18 protein-coding genes are annotated in these 17,465 nt (G+C 60.8%); 8 read left to right on the forward strand and 10 right to left on the reverse strand.

Features of this window, described 5'->3' with window-relative positions:
* Nucleotides 1–61: 61 nt before the first annotated feature.
* From arsC to L6D74_RS18490, 3 genes are read left to right on the forward strand one after another with little or no spacing between them, the layout of a single operon-like run.
* The gene (gene arsC / locus L6D74_RS18480) at nucleotides 62–415 is read left to right on the forward strand and encodes an arsenate reductase (glutaredoxin) (protein ID WP_039772884.1); all 354 of its coding nucleotides are present in this window, start codon (nucleotides 62–64) and stop codon (nucleotides 413–415) included.
* Nucleotides 412–1,008 carry an NAD(P)H:quinone oxidoreductase gene (wrbA, locus tag L6D74_RS18485; RefSeq protein WP_236189988.1) on the forward strand — a complete coding sequence of 199 codons (597 nt, stop codon included), beginning with the start codon at nucleotides 412–414 and terminating at the stop codon, nucleotides 1,006–1,008. The genes arsC and wrbA overlap by 4 nt, the downstream gene beginning before the upstream one ends.
* 1 nt (nucleotide 1,009) lies before the next feature.
* Nucleotides 1,010–1,435 (forward strand): DUF2069 domain-containing protein, encoded by a 426-nt coding sequence (locus L6D74_RS18490; protein WP_011335491.1) that lies wholly within the window; start codon nucleotides 1,010–1,012, stop codon nucleotides 1,433–1,435.
* A gap of 81 nt (nucleotides 1,436–1,516) precedes the next feature.
* On the opposite strand, the gene L6D74_RS18495 is transcribed toward L6D74_RS18490, so the two are convergent.
* The gene (locus L6D74_RS18495; protein WP_039772888.1) at nucleotides 1,517–2,191 is read right to left on the reverse strand and encodes a DNA-3-methyladenine glycosylase I; all 675 of its coding nucleotides are present in this window, start codon (nucleotides 2,189–2,191) and stop codon (nucleotides 1,517–1,519) included.
* A gap of 131 nt (nucleotides 2,192–2,322) precedes the next feature.
* Nucleotides 2,323–3,147, reverse strand: a complete 825-nt coding sequence (gene ttcA / locus L6D74_RS18500; RefSeq protein WP_064598661.1) for a tRNA 2-thiocytidine(32) synthetase TtcA — start codon at nucleotides 3,145–3,147, stop codon at nucleotides 2,323–2,325.
* 289 nt (nucleotides 3,148–3,436) lie between these two features.
* On the opposite strand from ttcA, the gene L6D74_RS18505 reads away from it, so the two are divergent.
* Together L6D74_RS18505 and L6D74_RS18510 are read left to right on the forward strand one after the other, a co-directional pair.
* On the forward strand, nucleotides 3,437–4,039 hold the full coding sequence (locus L6D74_RS18505) for a Yip1 family protein (protein ID WP_007957761.1): 603 nt from the start codon (nucleotides 3,437–3,439) through the stop codon (nucleotides 4,037–4,039).
* Nucleotides 4,040–4,199: 160 nt separating this feature from the next.
* On the forward strand, nucleotides 4,200–4,694 hold the full coding sequence (locus L6D74_RS18510; RefSeq protein WP_007957760.1) for a SprT family zinc-dependent metalloprotease: 495 nt from the start codon (nucleotides 4,200–4,202) through the stop codon (nucleotides 4,692–4,694).
* 163 nt (nucleotides 4,695–4,857) lie between these two features.
* Here the strand turns inward: L6D74_RS18510 and L6D74_RS18515 are convergent, their stop codons facing one another.
* On the reverse strand, nucleotides 4,858–6,039 hold the full coding sequence (locus L6D74_RS18515) for a CaiB/BaiF CoA transferase family protein (protein WP_236189989.1): 1,182 nt from the start codon (nucleotides 6,037–6,039) through the stop codon (nucleotides 4,858–4,860).
* 145 nt (nucleotides 6,040–6,184) lie between these two features.
* Nucleotides 6,185–7,519 (reverse strand): dicarboxylate/amino acid:cation symporter, encoded by a 1,335-nt coding sequence (locus tag L6D74_RS18520; RefSeq protein WP_039772890.1) that lies wholly within the window; start codon nucleotides 7,517–7,519, stop codon nucleotides 6,185–6,187.
* A 353-nt stretch (nucleotides 7,520–7,872) separates the two neighbouring features.
* Between L6D74_RS18520 and L6D74_RS18525 the strand changes: the two genes are divergently transcribed.
* Nucleotides 7,873–8,871 (forward strand): AraC family transcriptional regulator, encoded by a 999-nt coding sequence (locus L6D74_RS18525; RefSeq protein ID WP_236189990.1) that lies wholly within the window; start codon nucleotides 7,873–7,875, stop codon nucleotides 8,869–8,871.
* A gap of 3 nt (nucleotides 8,872–8,874) precedes the next feature.
* On the opposite strand, the gene L6D74_RS18530 is transcribed toward L6D74_RS18525, so the two are convergent.
* The 4 genes from L6D74_RS18530 to L6D74_RS18545 form a co-directional block, all read right to left on the reverse strand.
* A complete protein-coding gene (locus L6D74_RS18530) occupies nucleotides 8,875–9,924 on the reverse strand; it encodes a hypothetical protein (protein WP_236189991.1) in 1,050 nt (349 codons plus the stop codon).
* 142 nt (nucleotides 9,925–10,066) lie between these two features.
* Complete coding sequence (locus L6D74_RS18535; RefSeq protein ID WP_064598667.1) at nucleotides 10,067–11,413, reverse strand: ATP-binding protein; 1,347 nt, start codon at nucleotides 11,411–11,413, stop codon at nucleotides 10,067–10,069.
* A complete protein-coding gene (locus L6D74_RS18540; protein WP_039772894.1) occupies nucleotides 11,410–12,087 on the reverse strand; it encodes a response regulator transcription factor in 678 nt (225 codons plus the stop codon). Before L6D74_RS18540 ends, L6D74_RS18535 begins: the two co-directional genes overlap by 4 nt.
* A gap of 151 nt (nucleotides 12,088–12,238) precedes the next feature.
* The gene (locus L6D74_RS18545; RefSeq protein WP_064598671.1) at nucleotides 12,239–12,844 is read right to left on the reverse strand and encodes a hypothetical protein; all 606 of its coding nucleotides are present in this window, start codon (nucleotides 12,842–12,844) and stop codon (nucleotides 12,239–12,241) included.
* 142 nt (nucleotides 12,845–12,986) lie between these two features.
* On the opposite strand from L6D74_RS18545, the gene L6D74_RS18550 reads away from it, so the two are divergent.
* Entirely contained in the window at nucleotides 12,987–13,778 is a 792-nt protein-coding gene (locus L6D74_RS18550; protein WP_236189992.1) for a dienelactone hydrolase family protein, read from the forward strand.
* Nucleotides 13,779–13,930: 152 nt separating this feature from the next.
* Nucleotides 13,931–14,656, forward strand: a complete 726-nt coding sequence (locus L6D74_RS18555; RefSeq protein WP_236189993.1) for a 4'-phosphopantetheinyl transferase family protein — start codon at nucleotides 13,931–13,933, stop codon at nucleotides 14,654–14,656.
* 6 nt (nucleotides 14,657–14,662) lie between these two features.
* Here L6D74_RS18555 and L6D74_RS18560 read toward each other — a convergent pair whose 3' ends face one another.
* Nucleotides 14,663–16,273 (reverse strand): ATP-binding protein, encoded by a 1,611-nt coding sequence (locus L6D74_RS18560; protein ID WP_236189994.1) that lies wholly within the window; start codon nucleotides 16,271–16,273, stop codon nucleotides 14,663–14,665.
* Entirely contained in the window at nucleotides 16,270–16,992 is a 723-nt protein-coding gene (locus tag L6D74_RS18565) for a response regulator (protein WP_236189996.1), read from the reverse strand. Before L6D74_RS18565 ends, L6D74_RS18560 begins: the two co-directional genes overlap by 4 nt.
* Between the last annotated feature and the right edge of the window lie 473 nt (nucleotides 16,993–17,465).

Consider the following 17,465-nt stretch of genomic DNA (forward strand, 5'->3'; position numbering starts at 1 on the left):
TTCTGGATTGCGCGCTGCACAGTTAGAATAGCCGCCACTCTACGCAAGAAGCGACCCGCCCATGACCGATCTGACGCTTTATCACAACCCGCGCTGCTCGAAATCCCGCGGTGCGCTCGAACTCCTCGAAGCCCGTGGCCTGACGCCAAACGTGGTGCGCTACCTCGAAACGCCGCTGGACGCCGCGCAGATCAAGGCTTTGCTCGGCAAGCTCGGAATCAGCGCACGGCAACTGCTGCGCACCGGCGAAGACGAGTACAAGACCCTGAACCTGGCCGACGCCAGTCTCACCGAAAAACAATTGATCGAAGCCATCGCGGCACATCCGAAGCTGATGGAGCGACCGATTCTCGAAGCCGGCGACAAAGCCATTATCGGCCGTCCACCGGAGCAGATCCTGGAGCTGCTGCCGTGAGTGCGCCGTACATTCTGGTTCTGTATTACAGCCGCAGCGGCTCGACCAACGAGATGGCCCGGCAGATCGCCCGTGGCGTCGAGCAGGCGGGCCTCGAAGCACGCCTGCGCACCGTGCCGGCGATCTCCACCGAGTGTGAAGCCGTGGCACCGGACATTCCGGATCAAGGCGCGCTGTACGCCACGCTGGATGACCTGAAGAACTGCGCCGGCCTGGCCCTCGGCAGCCCGACCCGTTTCGGCAACATGGCCGCGCCGCTCAAGTATTTCCTCGATGGCACGAGCAATTTGTGGCTGACCGGCGCGCTGGTCGGCAAGCCGGCCGGAGTGTTCACCTCCACCGCCAGCCTGCACGGTGGTCAGGAAACCACCCTGCTGTCGATGATGCTGCCGCTGCTGCACCACGGCATGCTGATCACCGGCCTGCCTTACAGCGAATCGGCGCTGCTGGAAACCCAGGGCGGCGGCACGCCTTACGGCGCCAGCCATCACGCTGGGGCCGACGGTAAAAGTGGTCTCGATCAGCACGAAGTGGCGCTGTGCCGCGCCCTCGGTGCACGTCTGGCCAAGACCGCCCAGAAACTGGGGAACTGAGATGGCCAGAAAGCCGAAAGTCCTGCCCGCCGTCGAGTGGCTGGAGCCACGGGTGCGGGCGATGCGGGTGATCAGTCTGCTGTGCTTTTTCGGCCTGGCCGGACTGCTCGCCGCGTATTACCTGGTGTTCGCCGACCTGCACGGCGCGCGGCCGTGGGTGATTCTGCTGATCGAGCTGATCCCGTGGATCGTGCTCGCACCGGGCATGATCATGGGCAGCGCGCGCGGGCATTCGTGGATGTGCTTTGTGGTGAACCTGTATTTCATCAAGGGCGCGCTGGCCGCATACGACCCGAGCCGGCAGCTGTTTGGCGTGCTGGAGATGATCGCCAGTCTGGCGGTGTTCTGCTCGGCGTTGCTGTATGTGCGCTGGCGGTATCAGCTGAACCGCAAACTGGCGGGCGAAGGCGAAGTCTCCGTCGCCTGACAGATCGCTATCGCTGGCAAGCCAGCTCCCACCGGTTTCGGGATCGTTCCCACGCTCCGCGTGGGAACGATCACTCTGAGCTCAATGGTTGACGGTGTAAGCCAGCATCATCGAGATCTGGCTCATCGGCCGTCCACCACTCTCTTCATGCCACTGGTTGAACGCGTTCTGCACTGTCGCCAGATCCCGCAGGCTGGTGGGTGCCTTGTCGACGATCTTCTGTGCATTCAACGCCGCGACCACGTCGTAGCTCGGCACAAACGTATCCTTGCCGACCATCCGCAAAAACCGAGGCGCCGACAGCCCGCCCAATTGATGGCCGTGCTTTTTCAGGTAGGTCCACAAACCGACGATGTCGGTCACCGGCCAGTCGGCCAGTAACGCACCGAAACTGCCCTTCTCTTTCTCGACGTCCAGAATGAACTGCGCATTGCGCGGCACGCTTTTCAGCTTGCCCAGGTGACGGATGATCCGCGCATCCTGCATCAGCCGCTCAAGGTGTTCGGCACTCATCAGCACGACCTTTTCCGGGTCGAACTTGAAGAACACTTCTTCGAAGGCTGGCCACTTGGCGTCCACCAGACTGTGCTTGAGCCCGGCGCGAAATACCCGCAGGGCCATGGTCGAGAGATAACGGTCGTCGCTGATCTTGCGCAGTTGCGCCGGGGTCTTGGGAACGGGCAGATGGGCTTCCAGTTCAGCCGCCGAACCGAAGCGGTTCAGACAGTATTCGTGCAGCCACTTGTAGTCGCGCATGCCCTCTCCTTTTGAATGAAACGAAAAACCAATGTGGGAGCCAGCCTGCTGGCGATAGCGCAGTGTCAGTCACCCATGTAGGGCTGGCACACCGCAATCGCCAGCAGGCTGGCTCCCACAATGGGTACGGCTTACAGGTTTACGACGTTGACGAAACGCGAAGCGGCGGTCTCGTCGATCTTCAGGCTGGTGAAGTCAAACAGGTTACGGTCGGCCAGTTGCGACGGGATCACGTTCTGCAAGCTGCGGAAAATGCTCTCGGTACGGCCCGGGGTCTTGCGTTCCCAGTCCACCAGCATTTCCTTGACCACCTGACGCTGCAGGTTTTCCTGGGAACCGCAGAGATTGCACGGGATGATCGGGAATTGCTTGAAGTCCGAGTAGGCCTGGATGTCTTTCTCGTTGCAGTAGGCCAGCGGACGGATCACCACATTGCGACCATCGTCGGCGCGCAGCTTCGGCGGCATGGCCTTGAGGCTGCCGTTGAAGAACATGTTGAGGAAGAACGTCTCGACGATGTCGTCGCGGTGATGACCAAGGGCCATTTTGGTCGCGCCGATTTCATCGGCAAAGGTGTACAGCGTGCCGCGACGCAGGCGCGAGCACAGCGAGCAAGTGGTCTTGCCTTCCGGGATCAGTTCCTTGACCACCGAGTACGTGTCCTTCTCGACGATGTGGTACTCGATGCCCAGCTCTTTCAGGTAGGCCGGCAGCACGTGTTCGGGGAAACCCGGCTGCTTCTGGTCCATGTTCACGGCGACAATCTCGAACTTGATCGGTGCAACCTTCTGCAGGTGCATCAGCACGTCGAGCATGGTGTAGCTGTCCTTGCCCCCGGACAGGCAGACCATGACCTTGTCGCCGTCTTCGATCATGTTGAAGTCGGTGACGGCTTCGCCCGCCAGGCGGCGCAGGCGCTTTTGCAGTTTGTTCTGGTTGACCGTAAGAGTGCCCATGACGCGAAATCCGTGAGGTGTGACGAAAGGCGGGCATTTTACGCAAAAACACTGGGCTTGTGGCCACAGGTTGTCGCCGCTCGCAGCGCCCTTCTACACAGACCTCGACGCGATTACCCCGAGGTTTTACAGCGCGATTTGCTCTAAGCCCCTATCACCTGTGCGGTTAAGACCTTTCTATACTGCGACATAAGGTCGCACACAATCTGAAGACCTGTATTTGCTCGGCCGCATTGGCCCGTAGGCGCTCCGCTGGGGGGCGATGGCAATAACGAGAGGAGTGACTGGCATGATCCATCACGTAGTGGGACTTTTTACCCACCCCGATCAGGAATGGAAGGAAATCCGTGGCGACCAGGAAGAAAGCATCAGCCACATGTACCTGACGCACACGCTGATTCTGGCGGCGATCCCCGCTGTTTCGGCATTTATCGGCACCACCCAGGTCGGCTGGGTGATCGGCAACCGCGCACCGGTGATGCTCACCGTCGAAAGCGCGTTGTGGATGACGATCATGTCTTATCTGGCAATGCTCGGCGGGGTCGCGGTCATGGGTGCCTTCGTGCACTGGATGGCCCGCACCTATGACGCCAACCCGAGCCTGGCCCGTTGCGTGGCATTTGCCACCTACACCGCGACACCACTGTTCGTCGGCGGACTGGCGGCGCTCTACCCGCACATGTGGCTGGGGATGATCGTCGGCACGGCGGCCATCTGCTACACGGTGTATCTGTTGTATGTGGGGCTGCCGACCTTCATGAATATTCCGTCCGACGAGGGTTTCCTGTTTTCCAGCTCGGTACTGGCGGTGGGTCTGGTGGTGCTGGTGGCCATCATGGCGTTCACCGTGATTGTCTGGGGACTGGGCGTGGGGCCCGTCTACACCAATTAGCAATCGGTTCATCCCGAGAAAAACAAGATCCGCCAACACAGGCCGCCGCAAGGCGGCCTTCTCGTGCCGGTTGAAAAGGAGCGACGACCATTCGGCAGTTCGACGATTCGCAACGCCCCGGGGTTGCGGCATACTCGACGCCTCTGGAGATCCATCAAGCATGCCCGAGCAACTCAATACCCGCGTCGAAGACTGTTTCCAACTCGCTGAATCCTTTTTCAAACGTCCCTTCAAACGCCCCGTGGTGAGCCTCAAGCTGCGCGGGCAAAAAGCCGGGGTCGCGCATCTGCACGAGAACCTGCTGCGCTTCAATCCGCAGCTGTACCGGGAAAACACCGAGCACTTCCTTAAGCAGACCGTGGCCCACGAAGTCGCACACCTGATCGCCCACCAGCTGTTCGGCGACCGCATCCAGCCCCACGGCGAGGAGTGGCAACTGATCATGCGCGGCGTCTACGAATTGCCGCCGGACCGCTGCCATACCTATGAAGTCAAACGCCGCAGCGTGACCCGCTACATCTATAAATGCCCGTGTGCGGACAGCGATTTTCCGTTTTCGGCGCAGCGCCATAGCCTGGTCCGGCAAGGTCGGCGCTATTTGTGCCGGCGCTGTCGCAACACGCTGGTGTTCAGTGGCGAGATGCGGGTCGAATAACCTGGATTTTGTGTTGTCTGGTCGGGCCTCTTCGTCGGATCGCCGCCCGGACCAAGCCCGCTCCCACAGTGTCCGGTGTGTTCACAGCCTCTGTGTACGACACGTAACCTGTGGGAGCGGGCTTGGTCCGGGCGGCGATCCGACGAAGAGGCCGCAACAGGCACTAGAGAACTACCTTTGCCCGCCGCAGCTCGGCAATCCGCTCCGGGCTCAACCCCAACTCCGCCAACACCTGATCCGTATGCTGCCCCAGCGCCGCCCCGACATGTCGCGGCGCCGGCAATGCCTCGGAGAACTTCAGCGGGCAAGCGATCTGCGCCTGCGCCGAGCCATCGCCACGGGGCACCTGCGTCACCAGTTCCCGCGCCTGCAATTGCGGATGCCGCACCGCCTCGCCCAGATTCAGCACCGGTTCGACACAGGCATCGATTCCGGCGAACAGCTCGCACAGTTCGGCAAAGTCGTGCTTCTCGAACTCGACCTTCAAGGCGTCCTTGAGCGCCCGCTGCTGTTCGGGTTTGGGTGACAAGCCCTGCGCCGCCAGTTCCGGCCGGCCCAGCGCCGCACACAGTTGCTGCATGAAGGCCGGTTCCAGACTGCCCACCGACATCCAGCGCCCGTCGCGAGAGCGGTAGTAATCGTAGAAACTGCCGCCATTGAGCATCTGATCCTCCCAGCCCGGCTCTTCGCCGCAGGCCAGATACCCGGCACCGGCCATGGCGTTCAGGCTGAACGCGCAGTCGGTCATGCTCACGTCCAGATGGGTGCCCTGCCCGGTCTGCTGACGGGAAATCACCGCTGCCAGCAGACCGATCACCCCGTGCAGCGAGCCGCCCGCCACATCCGCCACCTGCATGCCCAGCGGCAAGGGCCCGCTGTCGGCGCGCCCGGTGTAACTGGAGAGCCCCGCCAGCGCCAGATAGTTGATGTCGTGGCCGGCACGATCCTTGTATGGCCCGGTCTGGCCGTAACCAGTGATCGACACATAAATCAGCTTCGGATTGATCGCCTTCAGCGCCTCGTAACCCAGCCCCAGCCGCTCCATCACTCCGGGTCGGAATTGCTCCAGCACGATGTCGTAATCCACCAGCAGCTGCTTCACCAGCTCCAGCGCCTCGGGCTGCTTGAGGTCCAGGGCCAGGCTGCGCTTGTTGCGATTGAGATAAGCGTGACTGGCCGAGACACCGTGATCGTGGGGCGGCAACACCCGCACCAGGTCGAGGCGGGTCGGCGATTCGATGCGAAGCACCTCGGCGCCCATGTCCGCCAGCAGCAGCGAGGCGAACGGCCCCGGCAACAGGGTCGAGAAATCCAGAATCTTCAGTGAGGCCAGCGGTGCAGACATGGGCATTCTCCATCAACGATGCATGCAGCCTAGGCAGCCATCGGCGATGGGGCAATTACCGGATGCATCAGTTGCGCTGACCGTTGCGCTCAAACAGCAGACAAGAAAAAACCCGCCGAAGCGGGTTTTTCCATTCGAGCGATGCTTACTTCACATTGCTCGGGGTCGGGCCTTCGGCCACGCCCAGGTCGTCTTCTTGACGCTCATCAGAGATACCGCGACCGCCCGAGGCCAGCTCGGATTGCAGCACGTCGGTGTCCAGCTCCTTGACCCACTTGGCCACGACGATGGTGGCTACGGCGTTGCCGACCAGATTGGTCAGGGCGCGGGCTTCGGACATGAAGCGGTCGATACCGAGGATCAGCGCCAGACCGGCCACCGGCAGGTGACCTACGGCCGACAGGGTTGCGGCCAGCACGATGAAGCCCGAACCGGTCACACCCGCCGCACCTTTGGAGGACAGCAGCAGTACCAGCAGCAGGGTGATCTGGTGGGTGATGTCCATGTGGGTGTCGGTCGCCTGAGCGATGAACACGGCCGCCATGGTCAGGTAGATCGAGGTACCGTCGAGGTTGAACGAGTAGCCGGTCGGGATGACCAGACCCACCACCGATTTCTTCGCGCCCAGACGTTCCATCTTGATCAGCATGCGTGGCAGCGCCGATTCCGACGAGGACGTACCCAGTACGATCAACAGCTCTTCACGGATGTAGCGCACCAGTTTGAACACGCTGAAACCGTGAGCCCGGCAGATCGCACCCAGCACCAGCACGACGAACAGTACGCAGGTGATGTAGAAGCAGATCATCAGCTGACCCAGCTGCACCAGCGAGCCGACACCGTAGGCACCGATGGTGAACGCCATGGCGCCCAGCGCACCGAGTGGCGCCAGTTTCATGATCATGTTGATGATGTTGAACATCACGTGGGCGAAGCGATCGATCATGTCCAGCAGCGGACGACCGTATGAACCCAGGCGATGCAGCGCATAGCCAAAGATCACCGAGAACATCAACACTTGCAGGATGTCACCGGTGGCGAATGCGCCGACGATGGTGTTCGGGATCACGTTGAGGAGGAAGCCAACGATGCTCTGGTCTTTACTGGCCGTCACATAAGTGGCGATTTTCGAGGCGTCCAGGGTGGTGACGTCGATGTGCATGCCGGCGCCCGGTTGCACAACGTTGACCACGACCAGACCGATCAGCAGGGCAATGGTGGAAACGATTTCGAAGTACAGCAGCGCGTAGCCGCCGGTCTTGCCCACGGATTTCATGTTCTGCATGCCGGCGATGCCGCTGACAACGGTACAGAAGATGATCGGCGCAATGACCATTTTGATCAGTTTGATGAACCCGTCACCCAGTGGCTTGAGCGCCACACCGGTCTGTGGGTAGAAGTGACCGAGCAGGATGCCGATGGCGATGGCAACGATCACCTGGAAATACAGGGATTTGTACAGTGGCTGACGAGTCGTCATTGCAAAGTTCCTCAAGAGTCCCGCGTGGCAACATCCATCTGTTGAACGCGAAACCTGAATTGCGAACCCTCCTGCACTGGAGGGATTTGTTGTGTCGAACGGCGCTTTTCCGGACCGGCTCGGCGCACGCTTCTGTGGCTCTTATCGCAAACGTCGTGCCACTTTGGTGCAAATCGCTGCAAGCCTTTTGATATCAGGGGATACGGGTTTTTCTGTGTCACCGTTCGGTGACTCAAGTGTGGCGGATTTCCGCCAACTCGCCCGACCTCGTCCTACAATTTGGCGGAAATCCGCCTTGTTACCGATCAAAGGCAGCCGCTACCATCGGTCGCCAGAGGAAGGACCTGCCGCTCATGCGCGAACGCACCATCGCCAGTCACTTTGCCCGCGCCGCCCTCGGTGGCGCGCGGCGCTCGGGTTACGACTATTCGGACCTGCTGCAGCAACTGGGCATCAGCCCCGAACTGCTCGACGAGCCGCGCGCGCGGATCGCCCCGGAGCAATTCACCCAGCTGATCCAGAACCTGTGGCTGGCCCTGGACGACGAATACCTGGGCTTCGGCAACGCACCGAGCAAACCCGGCAGCTTCGCCATGATGTGCCACGCGATTATTCATTGCCGCAGCCTGGAAAAGGCTCTGCAACGCGGCTTATTGTTTTATAGCCTATTCCCCGAAGCCCCGCGCCTGACCCTGACCCATGAAGACGAATGGGTGCGCCTGAGTCTCGACGATGCGCAATTGTGGGACCCGGATCACTTTCTCAGCGAGAGCCTGCTGGTGATCTGGCATCGCCTCGGCAGCTGGCTGATCGGCCAGCGGATTCGCCTCGAACAGGCGAGCTTCAGCTACCCGAAACCGGCGCACGGGGCGGAATACGATTTGCTGTTTTCCTGCCCGCTGGAATTTTCGGCAACGCAAAGCAGCCTGGTATTTCACAGCCGCTATCTGCACATGCCGCTGTTGCAGGACGAACGCACCCTCAAGCATTTTCTCGAACGCTCCCCCGCCGACCTGCTGTCCCGCCCGGACGACGGCAACAGCCTGAGCAGCCGGCTGCGCCGCTTGCTCAGCCACGACAGCACGCGCTGGCCGGATCTGGAAGCCGTGGCCGCGCACCTGCACATCAGCCCGCAAACCCTGCGCCGGCATCTGCGGGAGGAAGGCACCAGTTTTCAGGAATTGAAGGATCAGTTGCGGCGGGACATCGCGATTTATCACCTGGGGCGGGCGGATCTGTCGTTGCAACAGATCGCCGAACAGCTCGGGTTTTCCGAGCCGTCGGCGTTTCACCGGGCGTTCAAGAAATGGACGGGACTGACGCCGGGTGCTTATCGAGCGCAAGAACACTAGCACTTAAGGCGTGAACCAAGTTTCGAAATTGCGCAATGTCGACCCTAAAGTTTCCCCGGTTATACGCTCGACAATAGTCATCACCTTACCTCCATACCCCAATTGCGAATGCATAAATGGCACATTGATTTTCAGGTCCCGACCGACCTGATGAGGCGCCAATGTTTGGCGCAAGATAAATGAGGTACCGAGTACGTTGCCAGCAAAGATAAAAGTCAGCGTGTCACCCTCAACCATCCCGTCAGTGCTTTGGATAAAGGGAATACGTCCGTCCTCGTCTATATGGTTAATATAATCCGGATAGACTCGCCCTTCAGTCATGTAAACAGGTTCAGGACTCTTGAGGTCACCTTCGACTTTCAGCTCGATAACAGGCGTGATCCATCTGCGACCTGCTCTCTCCACCGTATAAATGAATCTGACAGTGCCATATTTATTCGGCTGCAAATAGCGCGGTTCGATCCTCAACACCACATCCTTGCTGTCGTCATACCCCTCAAGCTGAAAATGTCTGACCAGACAAGCGTCACAGTCACTTCCGTGCATATATACCGATACCAGCGCCCCGCTCGAAAGAGAGGCTGAAGCTTTCAGGCGAAGATTGATGCCGCCATTGACCGCGAGCAGAGGGATGACACCTTGCACTGCCTCGTCCACTACCGGATTGTAAATCTCGTCTTCCGCAAAATACTCAGCATCGGGCGCGTAGTGCTGAAGGTCGTAAAGGTAGTCGAGTATCAAGTTTTGCCCCCTGAATCTAATGGTTTCACCGGCGGGCATCAGGACAAGCGTGTCTGTGTCATCACTTTCAAAGTTCAGGCGTTTTGTCCACCAAGTTCCGCGAAAATCGCCTTCAACGGTCACAATCAGATCTGCCCCGACCCGCTGTCCTTCAAAGCGAGGAATACGAATGGTTAATCCCTCGCCCAACTGATCAAAACTGATGCGCTCTCCCACTACTCCATCAAAGGACGCGGACGGCAAATCCATTTGCGCATCCAGGGTCATATCAGCAATCTGCTGCCTTTCATTTGCCGTAAGAAATTTAAGCATTTCCAACTCCTTGTTCCTGTGAGTGGTATCCGTTCGTAATGCAGGCAAGCCAAAAGGTCGGCTCGCTAATCTCATGGATACCCCAAGATAGTCAGGAACAAGAAATACAACGACTGTCAGATCTGACAGTCGCGACCAACGGTCACACCGCCGGAAAATGAATCCTGAACGCCGCCCCGCCCATCGGCGAATCACCCAGGGTCAGTTTCGCGCTGTAGCTCTCGATGATGTCCTTGACCACTGCCAGCCCGATCCCCTGCCCCGGATGCTGACGGTCGAGGCGTTCGCCGCGTTCGAGAATCCGTGCGCGCTGATCCGGTGGTACGCCGGGGCCGTCGTCTTCGATGCACAGTTCGATTCCGGAATGGCTTTCGCGCACGCTGATGCGCACTTCGCTCAAACACAGGCGATAGGCGTTTTCCAGCAGGTTGCCCATCATCTCCAGCAAGGCGCCCTGCTCGATCGGCACGTAACAGTGCTCCGGCAGATCGAAGGCGACGCGCACGTGTTTGTCGCGGTAGACCTTGTCCAGCGTGTCGCACAGGCTTTGCAGCACCGGGCGCAGGCGCACCTGATGGCGTACCAGACCGCTTTTGCGCAGGCTGGCGCGTTGCAACTGGTAGCCGATCTGCTGGCTCATGCGTTCGATCTGGGTTTGCAGCACCCACGCCTGATCGCGGTCTTCGGGACGCTGGGCCATGTCTTCGCTGACGCCTTGCAATACCGCCAGCGGGGTTTTCAGGCTGTGGGCCAGGTCGTCGAGGGAGTCGCGGTAACGGCTGCGCTGCTGGCGTTCGCTGTGCAACAGGCGGTTGAGGGAGCCGGTCAGGCGCAGCAGTTCGCGCGGGTGTTGTTCACTGAGGCTTTCGAGGGTTCCGCCTTCGATTTCGTCAAGTTCCTGACTGAGCCGGCGCAAGGCTTTCAGACCCCAGGTCAGGCCGATCCACAGCAGCGCCAGCAGCACCAGTAATGCCGCGCCAAAACCGAGGTAGAGATTTTCCCGCAGGCCTTCGAGGGTGGTTTCGTATTCGCGCACCGGTTGCAGGGCCACGATACTGAAGGCCGCGCTTTTGCCGCCGAGCAGTTTGACTTCGACGTCGTAGACGAAGAATTCCTGACCGTTGGCCTCGCGGATCCGTGCGAACTCGTTGCCGAGGCCATCGTAGCGCGGCGTGTAGTTGATCTTCTCTTCCTGGGTGCCCTTCGAGCGCCAGACCAGATGCCCTTCGCGGTCATAGATGTAGCCGAGCAGGCGATTGTCCGTGAGGTTGAAGCGCTCGTCGGGCAACTGTGCCGGCATCATCAGGTGGTTGTTTTCAACCCGCGCGGCGGAGATCAGCGTGGTGACGTCGGACGCCAGTCGCTGCTCGATCGAGTCCTGCAGCGCCAGGCTGAACGCGCCCTGCATCGCCGGGAGCAACGCGAGCATGAACAGCACCGCCAGGGTGGTGGCGGCGAGCATCAGCCGGACGCGAAGGGAACGGATCAAGTGCAGCGCTCATTGAACAGGTAGCCGAGGCCACGCACGGTGTCGATCGGCTTGAACCCGGCCGGGCCTTCGAGCTTGCGACGCAGACGGCCGACCAGCACTTCGATCACGTTCGGATCGCGCTCGTCGTCATCCGGGTACAACTGCTCCATCAGCCGATCCTTGGGCACCACTTGCTGATGATGGCGCATGAGGTATTCGAGGATCCGGTATTCGTAGGCGGTCAGCGCCAGCGGTTGCTCGTCGAGACTCGCCTGCTTGCGATTCAGATCCAGCAACAGCGGGCCGGCGACGATGGTCGACTGGGTGAAACCGCTGGAGCGGCGCAGCAACGCATTGAGCCGCGCTTCAAGCTCTTCGAACTGGAACGGCTTGACCACGTAATCGTCAGCGCCGGCGGCCAGGCCTTCGACCTTGTCCTGCCAGTTGCCGCGCGCGGTGAGGATCAGGATCGGAAAGGTCTTGCCGCCCGAGCGCAACTGGCGGATCAGGTCGAGCCCACCCATGCCCGGCAGGCCGAGGTCGATCACTGCCAGGTCAAAGTTGAATTGCCCAGTCTGGTACAACGCCTCTTCGGCGTTGGCCACGGACTCGACCACGTGACCGCTCTCCGTCAGGCGGGTTTGCAGGTGATGGCGCAACAGCGCTTCATCTTCGACGACCAACAGTTTCATAACCTTCTCCCGGGTAAAACGAAATCTCCAGACAACCAATTGTGGGAGCTAGCCTGCTAGCGATTGCGATTTGACAGCCGACCATGATGTCGACTGTCAGGACGCTATCGCTAGCAGGCTAGCTCCCACAGGGGCCAGGGCAAGCCGCGCTTTAGAAAGCGTAGTTGGCCGACAGGTAAGTCTGGGCGCTGCTGGTCAAGTCCAGCGAGCCTTGCTTGCTGCCGCCGCTCTCTTTCATCTCGGTGCTGGCGTTGCTGCGCAGGTAACGGTAACCGAGTTCGACCGAGGTGTTCTGCGAGACTTGCTGCAGCACACCGAACTGACCGCCGACGGCGTAACCGATGTCGCTGTCACGGCTGTAGCCTGGCGAATCCTGGGTCAGCTTGGTCAGACCCGCCGTGGCACCGCCGAACAGCTTGGTGCTGCCGCCCACCGGGTAGAACAGATCGTAGCTGCCCAGCAGGTTTTCCTGGCGCAGTTTAATGCCATTGTGCGAGCCCGACACGTTGTCGTAGGTGGCGTAGTAGCGACCCTGGCTGTTTTGCTGACCCAGACGCAGGCCGTAGGTGTTGTTGCCGTCGATGGCCGCGGTGGCGTCCGGGTGGCCGAGGTTGTCGTTCAGGGCGTTGGATTTCTTGATCTTGTCGCTGGTCTGGCCAAAGGTCAGGCCGGCGAAGTTGCTGGTGGTGTCGGCGTGGGCCGCGATACTGGCGCTCATTACGGTAAAAGCCAGCAGCAGTTTATTTAAACGAGTCATGGAGTTTCCTCTTTCACAGTGCTGTTTGGGTATGGCGCAAGGTTACTGAGCCTCCCCTGTACCGCCCCTGAACACTCTCTGAACCTCGCCTGAATGAAATGAACTAGGCTGTTTTGACCCCTTATTGTCCGGAGACCCGATCATGCGCCTGCTATTGACCCTCGCCCTTCTCGCCTTAAGCAGCCTCAGCCAGGCTGCGATCAAGACCGAGGAAATCCCCTATCAGAGCGCCGACGGCACGAAGCTGATCGGTTACTACGCCTACGACGACGCGATCAAGGGCCCGCGCCCCGGCGTGGTGGTGGTGCATGAATGGTGGGGCCTGAACGACTACGCCAAGCGCCGCGCCCGGGACCTCTCCGGGCTTGGCTACAGCGCGCTGGCCATCGACATGTACGGTGAAGGCAAGAACACCGAGCACCCGAAAGACGCGATGGCGTTCATGCAAGCCGCCACGCAAAACGCCGATGCGGCCAGCAAGCGCTTTCAGGCCGGGCTGGATCTGTTGAAGAAACAGCCGCAGACCGACAAGGATAAAATCGCCGCCATCGGTTACTGCTTCGGCGGTGGCGTGGTGCTGAATGCGGCGCGTCAGGGTGTGCCGCTGGCCGGCGTGGTGAGTTTCCACGGCGCGTTGGCCACCAAGACCCCGGCTGCGCATGGCACTGTGAAGGCGAAAATCCTCGTCGAACATGGCGCGCTGGACAGTATGGTCACCCCGGACAACGTCACGGCGTTCAAGTCGGAAATGGACAAGGCCGGCGCCGACTATCAATTCGTCAGCCTCGACGGCGCCAAGCACGGTTTCAGCAATCCCGACGCGGATCGCCTGAGCCACGGCGATCACGGTGGCCCGGATATCGGCTACAACAAGGCTGCAGATGAAAAATCCTGGGCGGACATGCAGGCGTTTTTCAAGAAGATCTTTGGTTAGGCAGAGACATCGCGGCGCGGCCATCGCCAGCAGGCTGGCTCCCACATATGCGTGGCGAACGTTTGTGGGAGCCAGCCTGCTGGCGATGATCGCGCCGCCGATTTAAACCTTGCCACTACCCAGCCCTGACGCTTACCGGCAAAATGCCCGCCATGAATGCCAGCCCTTTCCTCCCCGCCTGCTGCACTCCGCTCGATGCCCATTGGCCGCTGCCGAAGGTATTGCCTGACACCGTGCTGTTGACCACCCATTTCGACCCGTCGCAACTGCTCGGCGATGACTTTCGTCGTAGCGCCATCGAGCCGCCGCCGAGCATTCAGCGTTCGGTGGCCAAGCGGCAGGCGGAATTCCTCGCCGGGCGGATTTGCGCCCGGGCCGCGTTGCAGCAATTGGAAGGCTCAAGCACTGTTCCGCCGATCGGCGAGGACCGTGCACCGGTGTGGCCGGCGCACATCTGCGGCTCGATCACCCACAGCACCGGCCGTGCGGCGGCGATTGTCGCCAACAAACAGCACTGGCGCGGGCTGGGCATGGACCTGGAAAACCTGCTCAACGCCGAACGCGCCGAACGACTGGCCGGAGAGATCCTGACCCCGCCGGAAATGCAGCGCATGGCCGCCGGCTCCCGAGATCAGATTGCGTTATGGGTGACCCTGACCTTCTCGGTGAAAGAAAGCCTGTTCAAGGCGCTGTACCCGATCGTGCAGCAGCGCTTCTACTTCGAACACGCCGAAGTGCTGGAGTGGAATGAACAGGGTCAGGTGCGGCTGCGGCTGCTGACGGACCTGTCCGGCGAATGGCGCAGCGGCACGGAGCTTGATGCGCAATTCGGCGTGCAGGACGGCCAGTTGCTGAGTCTGGTCAGCATCCAGGCGTAGGCGGCTTCAGCGCCGCTCCTGATTCCTCGGCCAGCTCAGACTGAAACAAGCCCCGCCCAGGCTCTTGCTCTTGCCAATCAACGCCCGCCCGTCGTGCCAGTGGATGATCCGCCGCACGATCGACAGGCCCAGCCCGTGTCCGCCGGACGCCCGGGTGCGGCTGTCGTCCAGGCGCAGGAACGGCGTGAAGATTTTCTCCCAGGCGGTTTCCGGCACACCGGGGCCGTCGTCCTCGACATCCACCCGGCAGCGCATTTGCCCGACCTGATAACTGACCGTGACCTTCGAGCGTGCATGGCGCATGGCGTTGCTCACCAGGTTCTGTAAGGCGCGGTGCAGGTAACGCGGCTCGGCCTCGACCCAGGCGTCATCGCAATCCGCTGCTGACAGGCACAGACCGCGCTGCACCGTGACCTCGGCGCGCAGAGGCGCCAGCTCTTCGATCACCTGATTGACCAGCGCATCCAGGTCAATGCGCTGGAAGGTCAGCGCCGGCGAGCCCTGCTCCAGCCGGGCGTACGTGAGCATTTCGTCGACCAGCTTGTCGAGGTCCTCGATGTCGTGGTCCATGCCCTCGCGGTATTTTTCCAGCGCCTGCGGGGTGGTGGCCGAGCCGATCATCTCCAGACCGAAACGCAGGCGCGCCACCGGCGTGCGCAATTCGTGAGACACCGCGCGCACCAGTTCACGCTGAATGGCGAGCAACTGCTGCAAGTGCTCGGCCATGCCGTTGAACGCCGCCGCCAGTTTGCCCACCGAGTCGGCACCCCGGGCCGGCACCCGGGTTTCCAGACTGCCCTTGGCGATGCGCGTGGCGGCAGCCTCGAGCCCGCGCAAACGCCGTTCAAGCTGACGCACCAATAAATAGACGATCAGGCCGATCAGAGTCAGGCCAAGGGCGGCGATCAAAACCAGCCATTCCGGCGGGTACGGGTTCATCTGATACAGCGGCCCGATTTCCAGCACCCACGGCGTGCCGACCATACCGGCGAACACCCGGATCGAATCGCCACCCTTGCCCAGCGCCATCACCGTATCGCCTTCGGACACCCGACGGCTCTGGTCTTCGTCCATGTCCGCGTCGCTGACCGTGACCAGCCGCAAATCAAAGCCAAAGCCTTTTTCTTCCTTCAATTGCGCCAGTCGTTTGGGTTGCTCGCCCACCGGCACCCGCACCAGCTCATCGGCCAACAGGTAAATGGTCGCCCGGGCCAGTTGCTCGCTGATCTGCTGCACCTCGCCCACCAGCACCAGTTGATCCTTGTCGCTGACCAGCCGATAGACCTTGGCCGCGTGCGGGCCGGTCTGTTCGACCAGCGCCTGGCCGCGCTGCACCCGGGTGCGCTGAGTCAGGTCGAGGTCGGTCTGGGCAAAGGTTTTCAGCGCCAGCGGAATCCCGAGCAGCCGCTCCCACACCAGCAAGGCGCGATGGCGCTCGGTTTCGTTCATCGGTTGCAGGTTGTCGGCCATCAGCGAAAACGTACCGTGGGCCAGACGCTCGCGATACTGCTCGCTGCGCACCTGATTGAGCAGGTGCAGCGCCAGCACGCCAAGCACCGCCACCAGAATCAGTGCCGCGCACATGCCGCCATAGATGCGCAGGAAGATCGAATTCACAGCGGCAGGTCTGCGCAGGCTTCCGGCACGAACAGATAGCCTTTGCTGCGGATGGTCTTGATCAGGCGCGGATGGTCGGGGTCGTCGCCGATCTTCGGGCGGATGCGCGAAATGCGCACATCGATCGAACGGTCCTGGCCGTCGTAGCCGATACCGCGCAACGCGGTGAAAATTTCTTCTCGGGACAGGATGCGTCCGGCGTTGGACACCAGCAGCCAGAGCAGATCGAATTCGGCGCTGGTCAGTTCGATGCCACTGTCGCTGAGCCAGGCTTCGCGCAACGCGTTGTCCACCACCAGCGGACCGAATTGCAACCGACGCGGATTGCCTGCCGCCGGCTCCGGTGTGTCACTGCGTCGCAACAATGCCTGGATGCGTGCCAGCAACAGCCGCGGGCGCGCCGGTTTGCAGACGTAGTCGTCGGCGCCGAGGTCGAGGCCTAGGATCTGGTCGGCGTCATCGGTGCGCGCGGTGAGCATCAGGATCGGCCCGTCGTAGCGGTCACGGACCTTGCGGCAGATGCTCAGGCCGTCTTCGCCGGGGAGCATCAGGTCGAGGATTACCAGATCCGGTTGCTCCTTGATGATCCGCGCCGCCGCCAGTGCGCCGTTGCCTTCGATCTCCACGCGCAATCCGTTGGCTTGCAGGTATTCACGGGTCAGTTCGGCCAGACGCTGGTCATCCTCGACGATCAATACCTGCCAGGCTTCTTGCTCCACGAGTGACCTCTGCTTGCCGATGCTGCTTATAAAGGAAGGATCCTCCCGTCTTTTTGTCATCTTTAAGGAGGATAAGAATGCGTGCGCATGGGCCGATTGTATAAACGGCGAACAACCAGAACACAAGTCGGTAAATGCGTTCGGACAAGGCGGATTTTTGTGATAGGGTTCGCGCCCTCAAAATTCCGCCGCGGCATTTTTTTGCGGTGAAAAACAGTGACAGACGGTCTAGCTCAGCAGGTTCGCGGCCTACACGGGAATTCCTGGTTTCTTACACAATTTACGCACAGGTTTATCCACAGCTCGTACGTTGCAAGCCCCCTCGAAACGCATTATCTTGTAGCACGGCGCGAGGACAGACCCTACATATAGGGTTTTTTCATTCCAGAGCCCAACCACATTTCGGACCTGAAACTCAAGTGCTTTATTGCCAGTTTCCGGTTGAACCAAGCAAGTTTTTCAAAGCCCAAACC

This window comes from Pseudomonas pharyngis (assembly GCF_021602345.1).
GTDB lineage: Bacteria > Pseudomonadota > Gammaproteobacteria > Pseudomonadales > Pseudomonadaceae > Aquipseudomonas > Aquipseudomonas pharyngis.

What these genes read in the sequence shown, in the direction of transcription:
- L6D74_RS18550 (WP_236189992.1), top strand. Translation starts at nt 12,987, where the DNA reads ATGCGCCTGCTATTGACCCTCGCCCTTCTCGCCTTAAGCAGCCTCAGC.
- L6D74_RS18515 (WP_236189989.1), bottom strand. Translation starts at nt 6,039, where the DNA reads ATGTCTGCACCGCTGGCCTCACTGAAGATTCTGGATTTCTCGACCCTG.
- L6D74_RS18520 (WP_039772890.1), bottom strand. Translation starts at nt 7,519, where the DNA reads ATGACGACTCGTCAGCCACTGTACAAATCCCTGTATTTCCAGGTGATC.
- L6D74_RS18490 (WP_011335491.1), top strand. Translation starts at nt 1,010, where the DNA reads ATGGCCAGAAAGCCGAAAGTCCTGCCCGCCGTCGAGTGGCTGGAGCCA.
- L6D74_RS18495 (WP_039772888.1), bottom strand. Translation starts at nt 2,191, where the DNA reads ATGCGCGACTACAAGTGGCTGCACGAATACTGTCTGAACCGCTTCGGT.
- L6D74_RS18540 (WP_039772894.1), bottom strand. Translation starts at nt 12,087, where the DNA reads ATGAAACTGTTGGTCGTCGAAGATGAAGCGCTGTTGCGCCATCACCTG.
- ttcA (WP_064598661.1), bottom strand. Translation starts at nt 3,147, where the DNA reads ATGGGCACTCTTACGGTCAACCAGAACAAACTGCAAAAGCGCCTGCGC.
- L6D74_RS18510 (WP_007957760.1), top strand. Translation starts at nt 4,200, where the DNA reads ATGCCCGAGCAACTCAATACCCGCGTCGAAGACTGTTTCCAACTCGCT.
- L6D74_RS18525 (WP_236189990.1), top strand. Translation starts at nt 7,873, where the DNA reads ATGCGCGAACGCACCATCGCCAGTCACTTTGCCCGCGCCGCCCTCGGT.
- L6D74_RS18505 (WP_007957761.1), top strand. Translation starts at nt 3,437, where the DNA reads ATGATCCATCACGTAGTGGGACTTTTTACCCACCCCGATCAGGAATGG.
- arsC (WP_039772884.1), top strand. Translation starts at nt 62, where the DNA reads ATGACCGATCTGACGCTTTATCACAACCCGCGCTGCTCGAAATCCCGC.
- L6D74_RS18530 (WP_236189991.1), bottom strand. Translation starts at nt 9,924, where the DNA reads ATGCTTAAATTTCTTACGGCAAATGAAAGGCAGCAGATTGCTGATATG.
- L6D74_RS18545 (WP_064598671.1), bottom strand. Translation starts at nt 12,844, where the DNA reads ATGACTCGTTTAAATAAACTGCTGCTGGCTTTTACCGTAATGAGCGCC.
- L6D74_RS18555 (WP_236189993.1), top strand. Translation starts at nt 13,931, where the DNA reads ATGAATGCCAGCCCTTTCCTCCCCGCCTGCTGCACTCCGCTCGATGCC.